We start from the raw sequence: 18,552 nt of genomic DNA, 5'->3' as shown, positions 1-18,552 counted from the left end.
ATTACTTGAGCGCCGGTGGCGGTGGTGCCCCTCCCCGACGCCACCGCCACGTTTTTTTTCCGCTGATCACGGGGACTCCAGCGAGGCGAAGACAGCATGATGGACACGGGTTCGATCAGGCGGTACGTGGCGGTGGCGGCGCTGGTGCTGGCTGCAGCGCTGCAGCCGGGCGCGGCGCGCACGCATGACCGCAGCCAATGGAGCACGGTGTGGGCGACCGCGATGATGCAGTCGCCGCTGCCGCCCAGCGCGATAAGGCCGGCGACGCTCACGACGCCGACATTGAACGGACAGACGCTGCGGCAGATGGCGCTGCTGAGCGCGGGCGGCTCGCGCATCCGCGTTCGCCTCTCCAACACCTTCGGCAGGCAGCCGCTGCGCATCGACGCGGCGAGCGTGGGCAGGACCGTGGCGGACGGCGCGGCAGGGCAACTGGATCCCGCCAGCCTGCACGCCTTGCGCTTCGACGGGCGCGCCGACGTGGTGGTGCCGCCCGGCGCGGTGCGCTACAGCGATCCGCTCGACCTCGCGGTGCAGGGCGGCGACACGCTGGGCATCAGCCTGTACGTGGCCGGTACGGCGATGCCGAGCACCTGGCACCAGGACGCGGTGCACGACAACCTGATTTCCACGCCGGGCAACTACACCGCGAAGGCGGCGATGCCGGTGGCCGCGAAGACCGGCGACACGCTGTGGCTCTCCGGCGTCGACGTGCAGGCCGACACGCCGCTGCCCGTGCTGGTGACGCTCGGCGATTCCATCACCAATGGCTACCGTTCCACGCCGGGCACGGCGAGCGGCTATCCGGAACAGCTCGCGCGGCGCCTGCGCGAACAGCGCCCGGCCTGCCGCGTCGGCGTGGTGAACACCGGCATCGACGGCAACGAGATGTCCGGCCGCAACGGCGGCTACGGCCCCGGCGAAGACATGGCGACGCGCTTCGGGCGCGACGTGCTGGGCCAGGCCGGCGTGCGCTACGTGCTGCTGCTGGGTGGCGTCAACGACATCGGCGAAACCACCTCCGCGCTGCGCCCGCAGGGCAGGACGCTGGACGACCGCACGGTCGCGGCCAACGTGATCGCCGCGCAGCAGGAAGTCATCGCGAAGGCGCATGCCGCCAGGCTGCGCGTCTACGGCGCCACGATCCTGCCCTTCGAGGGCACGCAGAACGCGTACTCCGAAGCGGGCGAACGCGCACGTCGGCAGGTGAACGACTGGATTCGCCACCACGCGGGTTTCGACGGCGTGGTCGATTTCGACGCGGTGGTGCGCGATCCCGCGCACCCGGCGCGCATCCGTGCGGATTTCGACAGCGACGACCACATCCACCCGAACGACAAGGGTTATGCCGCGATGGCGGCGGCCGTGCCGCTGTCGTGGTTCGGCTGCAGGCAGTGAGGCACGGGAACGGCGGCAACCCGGGGCAGGCCCATGCGGCATGCCTGAGCCGCGGGGCGTGCATTCGCGCCTGCCACTGATTCATTTCAACCAGGAATGCCGGGGCCGCATGCGGGGGACGCGCGCGGTTTGCGCCCCGGTGCGCCGCTGCATGCGGCGCTTGCACGGCGTGACGAGTTCATCAACCCGCGGGCGAGCGTCGCGCAGGCGCCGCAGTGTCCGTGAATGGCATCGCACCACGATCGAGGGATACCCCATGACGTACCCAGTCAGTCGACGATTCCAAGCAAACACCCGCTGCATGCTTTCGGTACTGGCCGCTGCCGGTCTCGGCGTGGCGGCCGCTGCGCCGCTGCACGCGGCCGTGCCATCGGTCCTGTACACGCCGAACCTGTCCGCGTACCCGAACGCAAGCGCATCCTCGCCGCGAGCGATCACGCTGCAGCACAGCGGCGATCACAACGGCACCATGCTCGCCAGCTTCGACGACGGCAACACCTTCGCCGTCACCGACGGCACCGGCCAGCCGACCGGTTTCCCGATCTACCGCAGCACCGATTCCGGGGCCACCTGGTCCAGGCAGCCGCTGTCCGTCGTGACCGACACGGTGCACGGCTGGAAGTTCTCGCAGCAGCCGATGCTGCTTGAAATACCGCGCCAGATCGGCGGCCCGCAGGGGCTCAAGCCGGGCACCATCCTGCTGGTCGGCAACTTCGAGGCGCCGAACGTCGCCGCGCAGGACATGGAGGTCTACAAGAGCACCGACCACGGCCGCAGCTGGACCTACCTCAGCTCGTGCGTCAGCGGCGGCGGCTCCGGGCACGGCATCTGGGAGCCCTACATGCAGGTCGATGCCAACGGCAATCTGGACTGCTATTTCTCCGACGAGCGCCGGAACGTTTCCGGCTACAGCCAGATCATCGGCCACGTCACCTCGACCGACGGCGGCAAGACCTGGGGCCCCGAGGTCGCCGACGTCGGCGTGCCCGACCACCACATGCGTCCCGGCATGCCGGCCGTGGTGCGCATGGCGAACGGCCGCTACGCGATGGCCTTCGAGATGGTCGGCGAGACGGCCAGCCAGGTGCACATGAAGTTCTCCGACGACGGCGCGAACTGGGGCGACGAGAGCGACCTCGGCACCCTGGTGGCCACCGCGGACGGACACTACCTCGGCGCGACGCCGGAACTCATCGCCATACCGCCGAGCCGCAAGTATCCGGATGGTGCGCTGGTGCTGGCCGCGAAGGCCTATTTCGACCAGAACGGCGGCCAGACGCCGGCCACCGGCAACGTGCTGCTCATGAACACCGCGAACGGCACCGGCCCGTGGAGCCGCGCCCCGGCGCCGATGGGCCTGAACCCCTCGCCGACGCTCTACCCCGACTGCAACAACTACAAGCCCGGGCTCGCCTGGACGGGGCAGGACAACCAGATCGTGGCGCTGTCGCCGCGCTGGATCGCGCCCAACGTCTGCGAGGTGGTCCATGCACGCGGGCATGTCGCCCCGGCCGCCCAGGACGCCACGGTGGTGGCCGTCGCAGTCGGTCCCGACAGCCGGCCGTGGGTGTTGTGGAAGTACGCCGACAACCACATCGCGCTGTGGGTGCTCACGCCGGACGGCAGCTCGCTCGTGCACAGCGCCAGCTTCAACCTCAAGGCGGGCTGGACGGTAGCGGGCCTCGCGGTCGGCGCCGACAACAAGCCGCGCCTGCTGTGGGATGGAGCCGACGGCTCGGCGGTGATCGGCGTCGTCTCGCGTGATGGCGGCTACGTCGAACAGGTCCATCAATACGGGGCGCCTGTCGGCACCATCGGGCGTGCCATCGCCGCCGGTCCCGACGGTCTCATCCATGTCCTCTGGTCGGGCGTGGACGGTCCGGCAGCGCTGTGGACCCTGGACGCCAACGGCCAGAATGTCGCGACGTCGAAGTACTTCCCCGGCTTCCAGGGCTGGACCGCGGCGAGCCTGGCCGTCGGCAGCGACAACAACCCGCGCTTGCTGTGGAACAACGACAACGGCGCGATCGCCGTGTGGACCCAGTCGGCGGACAACGCCACCACGCTCAGCAACTACCAGTACGGGCCCTTCCTCGGCACCCGCGCACTGGCGCTCGCCAGCGGACCGGACAACCAGATCCGCGTGCTGTGGTCGGCCACCGACGGGCACATCAACCTGTGGACCATGAACAGCATCGCCTCCACGCTGATCAACAACAGCGGGTTTGGTCCGTACCCGGGCGCCACGGCCGTTTCGCTGGGCGTCGGCGGCAACAGCGAACCGCGCGTGCTGTGGTCCAGCACGGGCGACTTCATGGACCTGTGGACGATGGGCACGGGCGGTTCGAACCTGCTGTTCAACTACAGCGGCACGCCGGTGGCGGCGAGCGACGACCATCGCGGTCGCAGCTACCGCGACCATGAGCGGGATCAGGATCAGGACCAGCAGTAAGCGATCGTGTCGATGCAGGTCGGCGAGCAGCGCAACCGAAACATCGGGAACGCGCTCGCCGGTCCGCATCATCGTTGAAGCTCGCGCCGCCGCATCCGGCTTGCCGGGGTCGCGCAGCGGAATGAAGAAAGCGACCGGGCGCGGCCTGTGCCGCGTCCGGTTTCGTCAACGAGGGATCAAGGCGTGGCCGTCTGTCCCGACGGCACGGCCAGCGCTTCGCCGGCCTTCGCCGGCACGCCGAAATCGGGCGTACCGTCCGAGCGCCAATGCACCTGCTGGATGCGCGGCGAGCGGCGCGTACCGCACTTCCAGCCGGGGCCGCCGTTGGCGTGGTAGATGATCCAGGTCTGCGTGCCGTCCGGCGACTCGAAAAAGCCGTTGTGGCCCGGCGCATAGACGCCGTTGGCGGGCGACTGGGCAAACACCGGCGTGGGCGACTTGTGCCACGCGGCGGGATCGAGCGGATCGGCATCCGGCGCCGCGCCCAGCAGGCCCAGCGCGTAGTGGTCGGACCAGCAGGCGCTGGCCGAGTAGCTGAGGAACAGCCTGCCGGTGGGGCCTTCGAGGAATTCCGGCCCCTCGAGGATCTTGCGTCCGCCCTGCATCTCCCACGCGTAGGTGGGCTGGGCGATGTCCACTTCCGGCTGGCCCAGCGTCCAGGGGTTGGTCATCGGCGCGATGACCAGGTCGCTGCGGTCGCCGACGTAGGCGGAATACACGAAGTACAGCTTGCCGCGCAGTTCGAACACGGTGCCGTCGATGCCGTTGCGGGCGGTCTTCAGCATGCCGCGCGACACCCACTGGCCCTGCGTGGGATCGGCCGAGGCGTTCTCCAGCACGAACACGTGGCGATGCGCGTCGTCGTCGTGCGCCTTGTCCGCAGCGGTGTAGTACAGGTACCACTTGCCCGCGATGAAGTGCAGCTCGGGCGCCCACACCGAGGTCGATTCCGGCCCGCTGGCCGGCGCGCGCCAGACCACGGTGACCGGCGCCTTGTCCAGGCGGCCGATGTCGCGCGTCTTCCACAGCGCGATGCGGTCGCCCAGGGTGCTCGTGTAGTAGTAGACGCCGTCGCGCTGCGCCACCCACGGGTCCGCGCCCGAGGGCAGCAGGGGATTGCGGAAGGTCTCGCCGGCCCGCGCGTGGCCGGGCAGGGCGGCGAGGCAGGCGAGCGCCCATGCCGCGAGGACAGTGCGGCGCCCGCGTCCAGTCGTGGTGCGCGATCCGGACGCGGGGCCGCAGGCGATGCGCATGCCTACTGGCCGATCCGCCGCAGCGCCTTGCCGGCCATCAGGTTGCGCTCGATCTGCTCCAGCGTGACGCCCTTGGTCTCCGGCACCAGCCAGATGGTGAGGCCGATGAACACCACGTTGAACGCGGCGTACAGCCAGAACGTCTCGGCCTGGCCGATGCTGTTGAGCAGCGGCAGGAAGGAGAGGCCGACCAGCGAGTTGGCCACCCAGTTGGTGAAGGTGGAACAGCCGATGCCGAAGTCGCGGCCCTTGAGCGGCTGGATCTCCGAGCACAGCGTCCAGATCAGCGGACCGGCCGACATTGCGAAGCCCACGATGAACACCAGCAGCATGCCCACGGTGAAGAACTGCTCGCCGTGCGTGTGGATGCCCAGGCGCATCATGGTGCCGACCACGCCGAGGCCGATCGCCATCACCACGAAGCCGGCGTAGAGGATGGGCTTGCGGCCCAGCTTGTCCACCAGGCCGATGGCGATGAAGGTGGCGAGCACGTTGACCAGGCCCACGATCGCGGTAAACCACATCTGCGACTCGGTGTCGTAGCCCATGCCCTGGAAGATGCGCGGCGCGTAATACATCACCACGTTCATGCCGGTGAGCTGCTGCATCACCTGCAGCAGCATGCCCAGGCCCACCGAACGGCGGAAATTCGAGTTCTGGAAGAACATGTGCACGCCGCGCTGCGGCGTCTTCAGCTGTTCGCGGATCTCGCCCATTTCGCGGGAGATGGCGTCGCGGTTGCCTAGCAGCCGCTGCAGCACCTGCTCGGCCTCCGGGTCGCGGCCCTTCATCATCAGCCAGCGCGGGCTTTCCGGCAGGAAGGCCACGCCGAGCAGGAACAGTGCGCCGGGGATCGCGATCACGCCCAGCATCCAGCGCCAGTTGCCCGTGTAGCTGAGCGCGGTGTCGGAGAGGAAAGCAACCAGGATGCCGATGGTGATCATCAGCTGGTACATCGAGATCATCGCGCCGCGGATCGATTCCGGCGCGACCTCGGCGAGGTACAGCGGGGCGGTGAAGCTCGCAAGGCCGATGGCGATGCCCAGCACGAGGCGACCCACCAGCAACACCTCCGGCGTCGGCGCCATGCCGCACACCACGGAGCCGCCGACGAACAGTACGGCACCGAGGATCATCGTGCGCTTGCGGCCCAGCTGGCTGGACAGCCAGCCGGCGACGAGCGCGCCCAGCGCGGCACCGAACATCATGATGCTGACGATCCAGCCCAGGGTGTCGTCGCTGATGCCGAAGTCTTTCTGCAGGAACTGCTGTGCGCCGGAGATCACGCCGATGTCGAGGCCGAACATCAGGCCGGCGAGCGCGGCGAGTACGCAGACGAAGATCGCGGCAGCCTTGCCGTGCGTGTTGGCGGGTGGTGCGGTGGTTGCGCTCATGTGGTCTCCCCGATGGATGCCTGCAGGCGGCTTGGTCTAGTTGTGGGTGGCGGTGTTCGTGGACGGCCCTGCGGCCGGTAGCATGCCCGCAAAACGCGGTTCTGGCAGCCCCCGCGCATCGACGCGCGCGGCGAACAGCGCGCCGGCCAGCGGCTCGCGCGCCAGCGCGTCGGCGTCGAGGCCGTCGCGGGCGCTGGTGACATAGAGCGTGTCCAGCGCGGCGCCGCCAAAGGCCGGCCGGGTGGGCTGGCTGGCCGGCACCGGCAGCACACGGTCCACGCTGCCGTCGGGACGATAGCGCAGCACGCGGCCCAGGCCCCATTGCGCGTTCCACAGGCCGCCCTCGGCGTCGACGCAGGAACCGTCCGGCTCGCCCGTGCAGTCGCGCAGGTCGGCGAACAGGCGCGACGGGCCCAGCGTGTCGCCGTAGGCGCAGCAACGGATGGTGCGCGTGAGCGAGTCGCAGTAGTACATCGTGCCGCCGTCGGGACTGAAGGCGATGCTGTTGCTGATCGCCACGCCTTCCAGCGGCAGGCGTTCGAGCGAGAGCTCCGCATCGAGCCGCCAGAAGCCGCCGATGGGCTGCTTCGGGCCGCCGTCGGCGGGCTCGTGCAGCGTGCCGAACACGAAGCGGCCCTGGCGGTCGCAGCCGCCATCGTTGCAGCGCGTGGGCAGCTCCGGTTCCACCTCGCACACGGTGTGCAGCGCGCCGTCGGCAAGGCGGAAGAACGCCAGCCGCGAGGCCAGCGCCAGCAGCAGCCAGCCGTCCGTCTCGCACAGCGCGAACGAGGCGAGGCGCTCGGGCAGCTGCCACTGTTTCGTCTCGCCGCTGGCCGGCGCGTGGCGCCACAGCGTGGAGGCCTGGATGTCGGTCCAGTACAGCGCCTGCGTGCGCTCGCACCAGACGACGCCTTCGCCCAGCGTGTTCGCTGCCGCGAGCACGGCCTGCGCCGGCGCGTGCGCCGCGCTCACACCCAGCCGCCGTCGACGACGAAGGACTGCCCGGTGCACATGCGGCTGTCGTCGGCGCCCAGGAACAGCGCCATGCGCGCGAGGTCCTCGGCCATCAGGTAGCCGGGCATGCATTGCACGCGCGCGATCTCGGCCTTGCCCTCGTCATCCAGCCACAGCGCGCGCTGCTTTTCGGTGATCACCCAGCCCGGCACCAGCGCGTTGATGCGGATGCCCTGCTGGCCCAGCTCGCGCGCCATGCCGTTGACGAAGCCGTGCACGGCGGCCTTCGCCATCGCGTACAGCGGGTAGCCGCCGTTCTTCTTCATCCAGCCGGTGGAGCCCAGGCAGATGATCGAGCCGCCGCCGAGCTGGCGCATGTCGGGGACCACCGCCTGGGTGGCGAACACCTGGTGGCGCAGGTTCACGCCGATGTTGCGGTCGAACGCGGCGGCGTCGACGTCGGCCAGCGCGTGGCGCACGTCGTTGGCGGCGTTGTTGACCAGCACCGCGATCGGGCCGATGTGCGCGCGCGCCGCGGCGATCGCCTCGCGCAGCGCGTCGAGGTCGGTGACGTCGCAGCGCAGGAACCTCGGCGCGTGCGCCACGTCGCCAAGGCCGGCGAGCAGCGCCTGCGCGCCCGCTTCGTCGACGTCGAGGAAGGCCACCTTCGCGCCTTGCCGCGCGTAATGCTCGACAAAGGCGGCGCCGATGCCGGTGGCGCCGCCGCTGACCAGCACGGCGCGGCCCTGCAGGCTGGGATAGGTCGCGTACGCGTCGGCCATCGCGCTCACCACTCGGCCACGCTGCCGTCCGCATGGCGCCAGATCGGGTTGTGCCACTGGTGGCCGACCGCCGCCCGCTCGGCCACGTAGGCCTCGTTCACCTCGATGCCCAGGCCCGGACCCTTGGGCATGCTGACGTAGCCGTCCGCGTAGACGAACACGTTGCGGTCGGTCACGTAGTCCAGCAGGTCGTTCGCGGCGTTGTAGTGGATGCCCAGGCTCTGCTCCTGGATGAAGGCGTTGTGGCACACCGCGTCCAGCTGCAGGTTCGCGGCCAGCGCGATCGGCCCCAGCGGGCAGTGCAACGCCAGCGCCACGTCGTAGGCTTCGGCCATCGCGGCGATCTTGCGCGTCTCGGTGATGCCGCCGGCGTGCGAGGGATCGGGCTGGATGATGTCCACGCCGCCGGTCTGCAGCACGCGCTTGAAGTCGTAGCGCGAGTACAGCCGCTCGCCCAGCGCGATGGGGGCGGGCGAGATCGCGGCCAGTTCGGGGATGCACTCCAGGTATTCGGAGAGCACCGGCTCCTCGATGAACATCAGCTTGAACGGTTCCAGCTCGCGCATCAGCACCTTGGCCATCGGCTTGTGCACGCGGCCGTGGAAATCCACGCCGATGCCGATGTGCGGGCCCACCGCGTCGCGGATCGCCTGCACGTTCTCCAGCACGCGCTCGACCTTGGCGTGGGTGTCGACGTACTGCAGTTCCTCGGTGGCATTCATCTTCACCGCAGTGAAGCCGCGCGCCACCGCGTCCTGCGCCGCCTTCGCGGTGTCGGCGGGGCGGTCGCCGCCTATCCACGAGTACACGCGGATGCGTTCGCGCACCGGGCCGCCCAGCAGCTCGTGCACCGGCTTGCCGAGATCCTTGCCCTTGATGTCCCACAGCGCCTGGTCGATGCCGGCGATCGCGCTCATCAGCACCGGGCCGCCGCGGTAGAAGCCGCCGCGGTAGAGCACGCTCCAGTGGTCCTCGATGTGGCGCGGGTCCTTGCCGATCAGGTAGTCGGCCAGTTCCTCGACGGCGGCGGCCACGGTGTGGGCGCGGCCTTCCACCACCGGCTCGCCCCAGCCGCTGATGCCGGCGTCGGTGTCGATGCGCAGGAACAGCCAGCGCGGCGGCACCTTGTAGACGGTGAGTTTGGTGATCTTCATGCTGAGAGCCTGTTCATGGTCTCCAAGCGCCCCGCGCCGAAAGCTGTTTGCGCCCAGGCCAAGGAAGAGGGAAGGAGTGGACGTCGGTCCACGACTGAGTGATGACGCAGGAATGGGGGCAAACAGCTCCGGCCCTTCGGGTTGCCACCGAGTGGCCGCCATGCGGCAGCGCGCGGCCTGGCCCGACAGCCAGTCAGGCCGGCGCCACGCACTGCCGCATGGCGGCCATTCGATGGCAACGCGGGGTTCTTGGAGATCATGAGCAGGCTCTCGTATCCAGGTTGTGCCAAGCCTGCGCGAAAGCGCGGGCGCGCCGGGAGGTGTCGTCCAGCGAACGGCCGGGGGCGTACAGCGCGGAGCCGATGCCGAAGCCGGCGGCGCCGGCGGCGACCCAGGGCGCCATGGTGTCGGGCGCGATGCCGCCCACCGGCAGCACCGGCGCCTCGCGCGGCAGCACCGCGCGCCAGGCCTTGAGCACCGCGGGCGAGCTCTGCTCGGCGGGGAACAGTTTCAGCGCGTCGGCGCCGGCGGCCAGCGCGGCGAACGCCTCGGTGGGCGTGGCCACGCCGGGCACGCAGAACAGGCCGGCGGCCTTGGCGGCGCGGATCACCGCGACGTCGGCGTGCGGCATCACGATCAGCCGGCCGCCCGCGGCGGCGACGGCGACCACGTGGGCCGGCGTCATCACCGTGCCCGCGCCGACCAGCGTGGCGTCCCCCAGCGCGGCGGACAGCCGGGCAATGCTGTCGAACGGCTGCGGCGAGTTGAGCGGCACCTCCAGCATGCGGAAGCCGGCGTCCACGATTGCGCGGCCGGTGGCGACCGCCTCGTCGGGCGCAAGGCCGCGCAGTATCGCCACCAGCGGCAGCGGGGTGAGCCAGGGGGTCAGCATGCGCGGGTTTCCTCGGGAGCGGTGACGGCCACGCCGGCCTGCACGGCCAGCCGCCACAAGCCGTGGGCGGCGGCGTCCTGCAGCGGCGACGGCAGATCGATGTCGAACAGGGCGGCCGCGCGGCGGTAGCGCTCGCACAGCGCGGGGTCGCCGATCAGTTGCAGCGGTACGTCGCGGCGGGCGAGGCCGTCGGCCAGCGCGATGCGGAATTCCTCGCCGATCAGCAGGCCGGAGAGGTAATCGGGCACGGCGCCGGGCGCCAGTACGCCATCCAGCATCAGCGCGCGGGCGGTGAACAGCCGGCCCAGTGCGCCGGCCGCGCCGCTGTCGCGGGCTGTGGCCACGCCGCGGGCGAACGCGGCGTCGTCGCGTGTTGCCGTCGCGTCGCCGCCGAGGATCGAGTGGCGTTGCAGCAGCGCGTACAGCTCGCCGGTCATCAGGGTGCGGAAGCCGGTCACCGCGCCGTCGCGCACCACCGCCCACTTGCTGTGCGTGCCGGGCAGGACGAAGGACGAGGCCGCGGCCAGCGCGGGGCGCAGCGCCAGCGCGCCGGCGAGCTGGGTTTCCTCGCCGCGCATCACGTCGGGGCCGTGCGGGTCGCGCAGGCCGGGCACCAGATGGACGTCCATGCCGTCGGCGGCGCGCAGGCGGTCCAGCGCATCTACGAGGTGCGCCAGCTCGGCGGGCAGGTCGAGGTAGGGCACTTCCAGCCAGCCGCCGCGGCTGCCGACCATGCCGCAGGCCAGTCGCGGCAGCAGCGGCCAGCCGGCGGTGACGTCGGCGAGCGCGGCGTCGAACCCGCCCTCCGGCAACTGGCGGATGCCCCAGGGCCGCGCCCGCGTCTCCGCGATGCGGCCCGCGCCGTCGAAGCGGTAGGCGCGCAGGCTGGAGGTGCCCCAGTCGAGTCCTATCAGTCCATGCATCGCGGGTTCAGGCCTTCCGGGTGTTGCGGCGGATGTTGCTGCGCGAGTCGGCCACCATCTTCTGCATCGCCTTGCGCGCCACTTCCGGCTGGCGGCGGCGGATCGCGTCCAGCACCTTCTTGTGGTGCGGCAGCGAGTAGCGGAAGTTGCCGGCGATGCTCGCGGACAACTGGAAGTAGCTGCCCAACGCGGTCTCGATCACCGAGAACAGCGAGGCCATCAGCTCGTTGTTGGTGGAGCGCAGCACGGCTTCGTGGAAGGCCAGATCCGCCTCGGACCAGGCTTCCAGGTCGGCCGCGGCGGCCATGGCCTCGTAGGCGACCTCGATGCGGGCCAGTTGCTCGTCGTTGCGCTGGCGCGCGGCGGCGGCCGCGGCGGCGGGCTCGATCACCTCGCGCATCTCCACCAGCTTCTCGACGAAATCCTCGGTGGGCATGGAGGCGCAGCGCCAGGCCAGCACGTCGGCGTCGAGCTGGTTCCAGTACATGGTGTCGCGCACGCGGGTGCCGGTCTTCTGCCGCGATTCGATCAGGCCCTTGGCGGACAGCACCTTCATGGCCTCGCGCAACGCGGTGCGGCTGACCTGCATGCGTTCGGCCAGCAATTCCTCGCGGGGCAGGTTCTCGCCCACGGCGATCGCGCCGCCGACGATTTGCCGACCCAGTTCCTGTACCACCTGGCCATGCAGGTTGCGCACGACGACGGGCTTCACCATGCCTGTTCTCCTGGCCGCGGCGGGTCGCCGGGTCGTGGTCATTATTTGTAATACATTTATCTTATAGCAAGTCCGGCGGGCCGCGTCACCTGCCGCCGCAAGGGGGCGCGTCCGAAGGCGCCGCGGTCCGATGGTCCGGCATCCCGCAGGGTACGACCACAGAAGGCCGGAGGCGCGGCTTCCGGACGAACCGGGGTTGCGCCCCGGGGCGCCATGCCGCTGGTGCGATCGGTTAGGCTGGGCCGGCCGTCGCGGCATGGGAGCCGCGGCGGCTCATCGACGACAGGGAGGCGATCTATGTTGGGGATTTCGGTGTTTGGTGCATTGGCGGGCTTCGGGCTGCTGGCCGGCCTGGTGGCGATCGTGGTCGGCGTGCTGGTGTCGGCGCTGGTGTTGAGCCTGGCGTATCGCCTGGTGGTGGGACACATGCCGGCGTTCGCCCGGGCGCTCGCCGTGGTGGTGGTGTCGTGGCTGGCCTCGGTGCTGGTGTCGCTGGTCCTGCACGGCAGCGTGGGCGGCCTGCTGTCCTTCGTGGCGCAGTTCCTGGTGGGTGCGCTGGTCATCAACCTGCTGCTGCCGGGCCAGGACGGCAACCAGGTCGGCTACGGCAAGTCCTGCCTGGTGCAACTGCTCTACATGGTGCTGTTCTACGTGCTGGCGATCGTGCTGGCGCTGGTGTTCGGCGGCCTGATGATGGGCATGCTGCATCATTGATGCGGCGGCGCCGGGGAAGGCGGGCGCGCCTGCCTTCCCCGTTGCGCCGGTGGCCGTGGTCCCGGGGCATGCGCGTGGCTGACTGGCGGCCATCCCGCAAGATCCTGCTGCTTCGGTTCGCGCGGGGCGCGGCTTAGAATTGCCGTTTTGAGTCATCGCGAACCCTCCATGAGCTCTCCGGCTGACAATCCCCACGGCCGCGTCGACGTGCGCACGGGAGGCAGCACCGACGCGTTGCCGCTGTCGCCTTCGCTGGGCGCGACGCTGGACGCGGCGAAGATGCCGCGGCGCTCCACCCTGGTCGACCGTCGCGTGCTGCGCATCACCGCGGTGTCGGTGGTGCTGGGCATGGGCGCGGCGCTGATCGCGAAGATCCTCACCATGCTGATCGGCCTGATCACCAACCTGGTGTTCTACGGCCGCGTCTCCACCGCGTTCTCCGCGCCGGCCGGCGCGGTGCCGCACCTCGGCTGGTGGGTGGTGCTGATCCCGGCGCTGGGCGGCGTGATCGTGGGCTTCATGGCGCGCTGGGGTTCGCGTGCGATCCGCGGCCACGGCATCCCCGAGGCGATGGAGCAGGTGCTGCTGAACGAGTCGAAGATCCCGCCGCGCATCACCTTCCTGAAGCCGATTTCCTCGGCGATCGCGATCGGCACCGGCGGCCCGTTCGGCGCGGAAGGCCCGATCATCGCCACCGGCGGCGCGCTGGGTTCCTTCATCGGCCAGATCCTCAAGGTCACCGGCAGCGAGCGCAAGGTGCTGCTGGCGGCCGGCGCCGCGGCGGGCATGTCGGCGATCTTCTCCGCGCCGATCGCCTCGGTGGTGCTGGCGGTGGAGCTGCTGCTGTTCGAGCTGCGCCCGCGCTCGCTGATCCCGGTGGCGCTGGCCTGCGTGGCCGCCACCGGCACGCGCTACGTGCTGATGGGCACCGCGCCGGTGTTCGCGATGCCGGTGCTGGCCTCGCCGGGCGGCTGGGCGCTGGCCACCTACGTGCTGATCGGCGCGGTGGTGGGCCTGCTCAGCGTGTGGACCACGCGCATCGTCTACGGCATCGAGGACCTGTTCGAGAAGCTGCCGATCCACTGGATGTGGTGGCCGGCGATCGGCGGCGTGGTGGTGGGCGTGGTTGGCTACTTCGCGCCGCTCACCCTGGGCGTGGGCTACACCAACATCGAGGACATCGTGAACGGCCGGCTGACGCTGTCGGCGCTGGCCTTCCTGTGCGCGATGAAGTTCGTGTCGTGGTCGATCTCGCTGGGCAGCGGCACTTCCGGCGGCACGCTGGCGCCGCTGTTCACCATCGGCGGCGCGCTGGGCGCGATGATGGGCATCGGCGTGGCGGCGCTGGCGCCGCACTTCGGCATCGATCCGCGCATCGCCGCGCTGGTGGGCATGGCGGCGATCTTCGCCGGCGCCTCGCGCGCGCTGCTCACGGCGGTGGTGTTCGCGTTCGAGACCACCGCCCAGCCCGCCGGCCTGCTGCCGCTGCTGGGCGGCTGCACCGCGGCCTACCTGATTTCCGCATTGATGATGCGCAACACCATCATGACCGAGAAGATCGCGCGCCGCGGCGTGCGCGTGCCGGCCGAGTACGCGGCCGATTATCTGGACCAGGTGGTCGTGGGCGATGCCTGCGCGCGCGACGTGGTGACGCTGAAGACCACGCAGACCCTGGCCGAGGTGCGGCGCTGGCTCAACGACGGCACGCCGGAGTCGCTGCACCAGGGCTTTCCGGTGGTGGACGAGCGCGGCCACGTGCGCGGCGTGCTGACCCGGCGCAGCCTGCTCGATCCGCAATGGCACTACACGCTGACCCTGGGCGAGCTGGTCACGCGGCCGCCGATCGCGGTGAACGAGGTCCATTCGCTGCGCGAGGCGGCCGACCACATGGTGGCGGAGAACGTGGGACGGCTGATCGTGGTGAGCAAGGACGATCCGCACCGGCTGGTCGGCATCCTCACCCGCGGCGACATCCTCGCCGCGCATGGCCGGCGCCTGCGCGAGGCGCGCCATTCCGCCCGCTACCTGCGCTTCCGCGACGGCCTCAAGCCGCGTCCGGAAGAGGCGGCCGCCGATGCGCGCAAGGGTCCGGATCACGCTGCGCATTGATCCGCGCGGCGCGACGAAAAACGGCCCGATGCGGGCCGTTTTTCATGGGCGGCGCAAGGTGCCGGTTTCGCGGCGGGGCGCCGCGCTCAATGCGCCAGACTGGCGGTGGCGACCTGCGCGGGGCTGCACTGCAGGTTGCGCGAGCTGCCCAGCCATTGCCGGTTCGGGTAGTACGAAAACACGTACTGGCCGTCCTTCAGCGCGTCGATGAGCTGGCGCGCCACCGCAGGGCGTACGGCCGGGCAACCCCAGCTGCGGCCGATGCGGCCGGCCTTGCGCGCCAGCGACGAGTTCACGTAGGAGGCGCCGTGGATCACCAGCGCGCGCTCCAGCGCGTTGCTGTTGAAGCCGGGGTCCAGCCCTTCCATGCGCAGCGAATAGCCGTTGCGGCCGTCGTACACGCCCAGCGTGCGGAACAGGCCCAGGCTGGATTCCAGGCTCTCGGGCCGGTTGGAGAACTTCGTGGCCAGGTCGTCGCCGGAATTGCGGCCATGCGCCACCAGCTCGTGGAACAGCAGCTTGCGGTGGACCAGGTCGAACACCCACAGCCGCGGTTCGGTGGAGGGCAGCGAGTAGTCGATCACCGCCAGCCGGTCCGAGGGCGGCTCGCCGCGCGCCGTGGCGCAGTCGGTGGCCTTCAGCGCCAGGTCGATCACGGCGGGATTCGCGGCCGGCGCCAGCCGATGCAGGGCGGCGGCCAGCGGCGTTTCGGCGGCATGGGCAGGCAACAGCAGGCTGATGCCCGAGGCGAGCGCGGCCAGCATGGCGGCGCGGCGAACGGGAAGACTCATCGGTAGAAAAATGCGGCGTGCAAAGCGCAGATGCTAGCTGCACGGCGTTAAGCAATTGTTCGAAACGTCGGCGTTATCGCCCGGGCACCGCTCTGCGCTATACAGGGACATTGCCAGGGAACGAAGGATGCCGGCCGTGTCGCTTTCATTGTCGCGTTTGCAGTCGCTGCTGCTCGCCTTGTGCCTCGTGCTGCCGCTGGCCAGCCGCGCACAGGGTCCGGACCCGGTGGCGGAAGCCATCCGCGCCCGGGTGGAACAGCTCGCGGCGCCCGGCGGCGCGAGCCCGGCGCAAACCCGGGCGTTGGCGGATTTCTACCGGCAGCGCCAGTTCGCGCCGGCGTGGACGCAAGCCGCCACGGTGGACCAGTTGCTGGCCGCGCTGGCCGACACCGCCTCGGACGGACTCGATCCGGAGGACTTCGGCCTGGCGCAGCTCCAGGCGCAACGTGCCGCGCTGGCCGGCGGCCAGGGCACGCCGGAGCAGCGCGCGCGTTTCGACCTCGCCGCCACCGACGCCTGCTTCGCCGCGCTGGTGCAGCTTTACCGGGGCAAGGTCGATCCGGTCACGCTGGACCCGCAGTGGAATTTCGAGGCGCGCCCGCTCGATCCGGCGCAAGGCCTGCAGGCGGTCGTCGACGCCGTGGGCAGCGGCCAGATCACCGCGCTGTTCGCCCGTGCCCGTCCGCAGAATCCGCTGTACGACCGCCTGCGCACGGCGCTGGCGCAGCTGCGCGAGGTGGCGCGGCGCGGCGGCTGGCCCACGCTGCCGGACGGCCCCACCCTGAAGCCGGGCATGCAGGATGCGCGCGTGCCGCTGCTGCGCCAGCGGCTGGTCGCGGGCGGTTACCTCGCGGCGGACGAGGCGGCGGGCGAACACTACGACGCCACGCTGGAGTCGGCGGTGAAGCACTTCCAGCAGGACCAGTACCTGGCCGTCGACGGCAGCGTGGGCGGGAGTACCCGCGCCGCGCTCAACGTGCCGGCGAACCGGCGCGTCGACCAGCTCCGGGTGAACCTGGAACGCGCGCGCTGGCTGCTGTTCCAGGCGCAGGGCAACTTCGTGGTGGTCGACATCGCCGGCTACAAGGTCAGCTACTACCGCGACGGCAAGCCGGTGTGGAGTTCGCGCGTGCAGGTGGGCAAGCCGTACCGCAGCACGCCGGTGTTCAAGTCGCGCATCACCTACATGACGCTCAACCCGACCTGGACCGTGCCGCCCACCATCCTGAAGAACGACATCCTGCCCAAGGTGCGCGCCAACCCCGGCTACCTCGCGGCCAGCCGCATCCGCGTGCTGGACAGCCAGGGCCAGCCGGTGTCGCCCAAGAGCGTGAACTGGAACAACCCGCGCGGCATCGTGCTGCGCCAGGACGCCGGCCCCGGCAACTCGCTGGGGCGGCTGGTGATCCGCTTCCCGAACCCGTTCGCGGTCTACCTGCACGACACGCCGCACCAGGCGCTGTTCGACGCCAGCCAGCGCGACTTCAGTTCCGGCTGCATCCGCGTGGAGCATCCGCGCGAGCTGGCGGTGCTGGTGCTGGACGATGCGGCGAAGTGGGACCGGGCGGCGCTGGACCGCGCGATCGACACCGGCAATACGCAGACCGTGAACGTGGCGAACCCGGTCCCGCTGCTGCTCGCCTACTGGACGGTGGAACTGCACGACGACGGCCGGGTCGGCTACCGCTCGGACATCTACCAGCGCGACGGCAAGCTGCTCGCCGCGCTGGATCGCCGCCGCACCTCGCCGCTGCAGGGCACGGCGCCCTGAGCAGCGCCCTCCTGCAGCGGCTCAGATTTCCCGGTCGCCCACCAGCACCACGTCGGCGGGGCGCTGCGCGAACAAGCCCACGGTGACCACGCCGGCGAGCTGGTTGAGCTGCTGCTCCAGCGCCACCGGATCGGCGATCTGCCAGCCGTGCACGTCGAGGATCCAGTTGCCGTTGTCGGTGACGACGCCGTCGCGCCACACCGGCTGGCCGCCGAGCTTCACGATCTCGCGCGATACCAGGCTGCGCGCCATCGGGATCACCTCGATCGGCAGCGGGAACTTGCCCAGCACGTCCACGCGCTTGCTGGAGTCGATGATGCAGACGAACTTCCGCGCCGCCGCCGCCACGATCTTCTCGCGGGTGAGCGCGGCGCCGCCGCCCTTGATCAGGCGCTTGAACGGATCGCACTCGTCGGCGCCGTCGATGTAGATGTCCAGCGGCCCGGTGGCGTTGAGGTCGAACACCTCGATGCCGTGCTTCTTCAGCTGCGCGGTGGACTGCTCGGAACTGGATACTGCGCCCTTGATGCGGTCCTTCATGCCGGCCAGCGCATCGATGAAGAACGCCACCGTGCTGCCGGTGCCCACGCCCACGATGGCGCCGTCCTCGACGTAGCGCACGGCGGTTTCGCCGGCCAGCTTCTTCTCGTTCGCGTTGCTCATGGGTGGCGCCTTGCAGGGAGAAGGCGGATTCTCGCAGATATGGCGCGGAGGAGTGGCGGCTGGCGGTTTTGCCCCCTCTCCCCTCCGGGGAGAGGGCTGGGGTGAGGGGTCGCGCTTGCCGCGGGGTGGCCTTTCGAGCGGACTCCTGTCCGCGCGAAAAGGCGAGGCCATCCGTGGCCTCGCCCGCTGCGTGGCCTGATCGTCCACGACTCACCGCCGCCGAGGGGCCCCGGAAGAGCAGGCGCGCATCGTGCGCGCTAGAAGCAAGGGCAACGGCCAAAGCGAAGCGCCGCGAGCGTGCGGCGCTTCGCTTTTGATTTTGCTCGTCATCCCAGCGGAAGCTGGGATCCAGTGCCTGTAAGCCACGAAACACAACGGCACTGGATTCCTGCTTTCGCAGGAATGACGAGCAAACTGCAGGAATGACGAGCAGGCCGTTGATTAATCAGACCATCCTTGGCTCTGGCTCTGGCTCTGGCTCTGGCTCTGGCTGTGCCCTGCTGTTGCTTCTGCGCGCCGGGAGCGCGCTGCTTTACCGGGGCCCCTATGGCGCGGCGGGCGGGTGAAGGAAAGTCCGCAGGATGGCC

At 70.2% G+C, this 18,552-nt stretch carries 15 protein-coding genes; 5 read left to right on the top strand and 10 right to left on the bottom strand.

What is annotated here, in order from left to right; genetic code table 11:
• Positions 1–96 precede the first annotated feature (96 nt).
• Together PCA_RS15945 and PCA_RS15940 are read left to right on the top strand one after the other, a co-directional pair.
• Positions 97–1,398 (top strand): SGNH/GDSL hydrolase family protein, encoded by a 1,302-nt coding sequence (locus tag PCA_RS15945; RefSeq protein WP_181303602.1) that lies wholly within the window; start codon positions 97–99, stop codon positions 1,396–1,398.
• Positions 1,399–1,699: 301 nt separating this feature from the next.
• Positions 1,700–3,850, top strand: a complete 2,151-nt coding sequence (locus tag PCA_RS15940) for a hypothetical protein (RefSeq protein WP_181303601.1) — start codon at positions 1,700–1,702, stop codon at positions 3,848–3,850.
• A 176-nt stretch (positions 3,851–4,026) separates the two neighbouring features.
• Here PCA_RS15940 and PCA_RS15935 read toward each other — a convergent pair whose 3' ends face one another.
• From PCA_RS15935 to PCA_RS15900, 8 genes are all read right to left on the bottom strand, one after another.
• Positions 4,027–5,103 (bottom strand): glycoside hydrolase family 43 protein, encoded by a 1,077-nt coding sequence (locus PCA_RS15935; protein ID WP_181303600.1) that lies wholly within the window; start codon positions 5,101–5,103, stop codon positions 4,027–4,029.
• 2 nt (positions 5,104–5,105) lie between these two features.
• A complete protein-coding gene (locus PCA_RS15930; RefSeq protein ID WP_181303599.1) occupies positions 5,106–6,497 on the bottom strand; it encodes a sugar porter family MFS transporter in 1,392 nt (463 codons plus the stop codon).
• Between the two features lie 36 nt (positions 6,498–6,533).
• Entirely contained in the window at positions 6,534–7,469 is a 936-nt protein-coding gene (locus PCA_RS15925; RefSeq protein ID WP_343204496.1) for an SMP-30/gluconolactonase/LRE family protein, read from the bottom strand.
• Positions 7,466–8,233, bottom strand: coding sequence for an SDR family oxidoreductase (locus PCA_RS15920; RefSeq protein WP_181303597.1), 768 nt, complete (start codon positions 8,231–8,233; stop codon positions 7,466–7,468). The genes PCA_RS15925 and PCA_RS15920 overlap by 4 nt, the downstream gene beginning before the upstream one ends.
• 5 nt (positions 8,234–8,238) lie before the next feature.
• Positions 8,239–9,387: a galactonate dehydratase gene (dgoD, locus tag PCA_RS15915; RefSeq protein ID WP_181303596.1), complete on the bottom strand. Its 1,149-nt coding sequence runs from the start codon at positions 9,385–9,387 to the stop codon at positions 8,239–8,241.
• Between the two features lie 256 nt (positions 9,388–9,643).
• Positions 9,644–10,279, bottom strand: coding sequence for a 2-dehydro-3-deoxy-6-phosphogalactonate aldolase (locus PCA_RS15910; RefSeq protein WP_181303595.1), 636 nt, complete (start codon positions 10,277–10,279; stop codon positions 9,644–9,646).
• Positions 10,273–11,202 carry a 2-dehydro-3-deoxygalactonokinase gene (locus PCA_RS15905; protein ID WP_181303594.1) on the bottom strand — a complete coding sequence of 310 codons (930 nt, stop codon included), beginning with the start codon at positions 11,200–11,202 and terminating at the stop codon, positions 10,273–10,275. Before PCA_RS15905 ends, PCA_RS15910 begins: the two co-directional genes overlap by 7 nt.
• A gap of 7 nt (positions 11,203–11,209) precedes the next feature.
• Positions 11,210–11,917 carry a FadR/GntR family transcriptional regulator gene (locus tag PCA_RS15900; RefSeq protein ID WP_181303593.1) on the bottom strand — a complete coding sequence of 236 codons (708 nt, stop codon included), beginning with the start codon at positions 11,915–11,917 and terminating at the stop codon, positions 11,210–11,212.
• A 297-nt stretch (positions 11,918–12,214) separates the two neighbouring features.
• Between PCA_RS15900 and PCA_RS15895 the strand changes: the two genes are divergently transcribed.
• Together PCA_RS15895 and PCA_RS15890 are read left to right on the top strand one after the other, a co-directional pair.
• The gene (locus tag PCA_RS15895) at positions 12,215–12,631 is read left to right on the top strand and encodes a hypothetical protein (protein ID WP_181303592.1); all 417 of its coding nucleotides are present in this window, start codon (positions 12,215–12,217) and stop codon (positions 12,629–12,631) included.
• 168 nt (positions 12,632–12,799) lie between these two features.
• Positions 12,800–14,740 carry a chloride channel protein gene (locus tag PCA_RS15890; RefSeq protein ID WP_181303591.1) on the top strand — a complete coding sequence of 647 codons (1,941 nt, stop codon included), beginning with the start codon at positions 12,800–12,802 and terminating at the stop codon, positions 14,738–14,740.
• An 86-nt stretch (positions 14,741–14,826) separates the two neighbouring features.
• Here PCA_RS15890 and PCA_RS15885 read toward each other — a convergent pair whose 3' ends face one another.
• Positions 14,827–15,504, bottom strand: a complete 678-nt coding sequence (locus PCA_RS15885; protein ID WP_181303645.1) for a murein L,D-transpeptidase catalytic domain family protein — start codon at positions 15,502–15,504, stop codon at positions 14,827–14,829.
• A gap of 154 nt (positions 15,505–15,658) precedes the next feature.
• Between PCA_RS15885 and PCA_RS15880 the strand changes: the two genes are divergently transcribed.
• Positions 15,659–17,302, top strand: a complete 1,644-nt coding sequence (locus tag PCA_RS15880) for a L,D-transpeptidase family protein (RefSeq protein WP_181303590.1) — start codon at positions 15,659–15,661, stop codon at positions 17,300–17,302.
• Positions 17,303–17,323: 21 nt separating this feature from the next.
• Here the strand turns inward: PCA_RS15880 and rpiA are convergent, their stop codons facing one another.
• A complete protein-coding gene (gene rpiA / locus PCA_RS15875; protein WP_181303589.1) occupies positions 17,324–17,965 on the bottom strand; it encodes a ribose-5-phosphate isomerase RpiA in 642 nt (213 codons plus the stop codon).
• Positions 17,966–18,552 lie beyond the last annotated feature (587 nt).

It is taken from the genome of Rhodanobacter sp. PCA2, assembly GCF_013620825.1.
Taxonomy (GTDB): Bacteria; Pseudomonadota; Gammaproteobacteria; order Xanthomonadales; family Rhodanobacteraceae; genus Rhodanobacter_A.
Note: the sequence above shows the minus strand (reverse complement) of the source record. Positions and strands in the feature narration are given on the sequence as shown.

Coding starts and splice junctions, on each gene's coding strand:
- PCA_RS15910 (WP_181303595.1), bottom strand. CDS start 10,279: ATGCTGACCCCCTGGCTCACCCCGCTGCCGCTGGTGGCGATACTGCGC.
- PCA_RS15940 (WP_181303601.1), top strand. CDS start 1,700: ATGCTTTCGGTACTGGCCGCTGCCGGTCTCGGCGTGGCGGCCGCTGCG.
- dgoD (WP_181303596.1), bottom strand. CDS start 9,387: ATGAAGATCACCAAACTCACCGTCTACAAGGTGCCGCCGCGCTGGCTG.
- PCA_RS15895 (WP_181303592.1), top strand. CDS start 12,215: ATGTTGGGGATTTCGGTGTTTGGTGCATTGGCGGGCTTCGGGCTGCTG.
- PCA_RS15935 (WP_181303600.1), bottom strand. CDS start 5,103: ATGCGCATCGCCTGCGGCCCCGCGTCCGGATCGCGCACCACGACTGGA.
- PCA_RS15905 (WP_181303594.1), bottom strand. CDS start 11,202: ATGCATGGACTGATAGGACTCGACTGGGGCACCTCCAGCCTGCGCGCC.
- PCA_RS15890 (WP_181303591.1), top strand. CDS start 12,800: ATGAGCTCTCCGGCTGACAATCCCCACGGCCGCGTCGACGTGCGCACG.
- rpiA (WP_181303589.1), bottom strand. CDS start 17,965: ATGAGCAACGCGAACGAGAAGAAGCTGGCCGGCGAAACCGCCGTGCGC.
- PCA_RS15945 (WP_181303602.1), top strand. CDS start 97: ATGATGGACACGGGTTCGATCAGGCGGTACGTGGCGGTGGCGGCGCTG.
- PCA_RS15920 (WP_181303597.1), bottom strand. CDS start 8,233: ATGGCCGACGCGTACGCGACCTATCCCAGCCTGCAGGGCCGCGCCGTG.
- PCA_RS15885 (WP_181303645.1), bottom strand. CDS start 15,504: ATGCTGGCCGCGCTCGCCTCGGGCATCAGCCTGCTGTTGCCTGCCCAT.
- PCA_RS15880 (WP_181303590.1), top strand. CDS start 15,659: ATGCCGGCCGTGTCGCTTTCATTGTCGCGTTTGCAGTCGCTGCTGCTC.
- PCA_RS15930 (WP_181303599.1), bottom strand. CDS start 6,497: ATGAGCGCAACCACCGCACCACCCGCCAACACGCACGGCAAGGCTGCC.
- PCA_RS15900 (WP_181303593.1), bottom strand. CDS start 11,917: ATGGTGAAGCCCGTCGTCGTGCGCAACCTGCATGGCCAGGTGGTACAG.